The sequence below is a fragment of the Streptomyces capoamus genome, from assembly GCF_014654935.1.
In the GTDB taxonomy this organism is placed as follows: Bacteria; Actinomycetota; Actinomycetes; order Streptomycetales; family Streptomycetaceae; genus Streptomyces; species Streptomyces capoamus.
Genome location: NZ_BNBF01000082.1, coordinates 1 through 1264, shown reverse-complemented (window position 1 = coordinate 1264; position 1264 = coordinate 1). Strand labels below are relative to the sequence as shown.

The following is a 1264-nucleotide window of genomic DNA, read 5'->3' as shown; positions in this document are numbered from 1 at the left end:
TGGTGGTGGGGGTGCGGAGGAAGAGGGCGCTGGTGAGGGCGGTGAGGAGGACGAGGGCGGTGTTGACGGCGACGGCGGTCTGGATGCCGCCGAGGATGCCGGTGACGGTGGTGGTGGTCATGGCGCCGGTGGCGATGGCGCTCATGACGGGGGTGCCCATGGTGATGCCGATCTGCTGGCTCATGGTGGCCAGGCCGGTGGCCATGCCTTGTTCGTGGTCGGGCAGGCCGCTGGTGGCGGTGACCATGAAGCCGACGATGAGGAGCATGTTGCCGATGCCGCCGATGAAGGTGGCGGGCAGGAGCAGGGCGAGGCTGTGGGTGGTGGTGCCCAGGGCGAGGAGGGCGGCGGTGGCGGCGGTCTGGACGAGGGCGCCGGTGACGAGGGTGGTGCGGGTGGTGGTGGCGGCGATGACGCGGGGGGCGAGGGTGCCGCCCAGGACGGTGCCCAGGCCCAGCACGCCGAAGGAGAGTCCGGCGGCCAGGGGGGAGAAGCCCAGGACCTGCTGGAGGTAGAGGGTCATCAGGAAGACCAGGGAGGTCTCGGTGACGAAGGCGAGGATGCCGGCGATGTTGCCCCAGGCGACGGTGCGTCGGGCCAGGACGGTGACCGGGACGAGGGGGGCGGGGCTGGTGCGTTCGATGAAGTAGAACGCGATCAGCAGCAGCAGGCCGGCGGCCAGGGTGATCAGGGCGGTGGCGTCGCTCCAGCCGTGTTCGCCGGCGCGGCTGAAGCCGAAGACGACGGCGAGCAGGCCGAGGGTGACGCTCAGGGCGCCGGGCAGGTCCAGGCGGGGGCGGACGGTGGGGCGGGACTCGGCCAGGACCATGGGGGCGATGACCAGGACGGCCGCGGCGACGGGCACGTTGATGAAGAACGACCACCGCCAGGACAGCAGGTCGGTCAGGACGCCGCCGAGGATGGCGCCGGTGGTGAACCCGGCCGACATCAAAGCGCCGTTGAGGCCCAGGGCCTTTTCCCGCAGGGGTCCTTCGGGGAAGGAGGTGGTCAGCAGGGACAGGCCGGCCGGGGTGACCGCGGCGGTGGCCAGGCCCTGGAAGACCCGGGCGACGATGAGGACCTCGGGGCTGGTGGCCAGGCCGCCGGCCAGGGAGGCCAGGCCCAGCACGGCCAGGCCGCCCAGGAACAGCCGGCGCCTGCCGAACAGGTCCGCGACCCTGCCGAACAGCAGCGTGAACCCGGCCGCGCACAACGCGAACGCGGTCGCGATCCACTGCAGGTTGCCCAGCGAGAAACCCAGTCC

1 protein-coding gene is annotated in these 1264 nt (G+C 72.2%); it reads right to left on the bottom strand.

The window, feature by feature from the left end; all coding sequences use genetic code 11:
• Positions 1-1264 (bottom strand): MFS transporter (locus IE312_RS37885; protein WP_189986833.1); only part of this gene is annotated, 1264 nt, incomplete at both ends.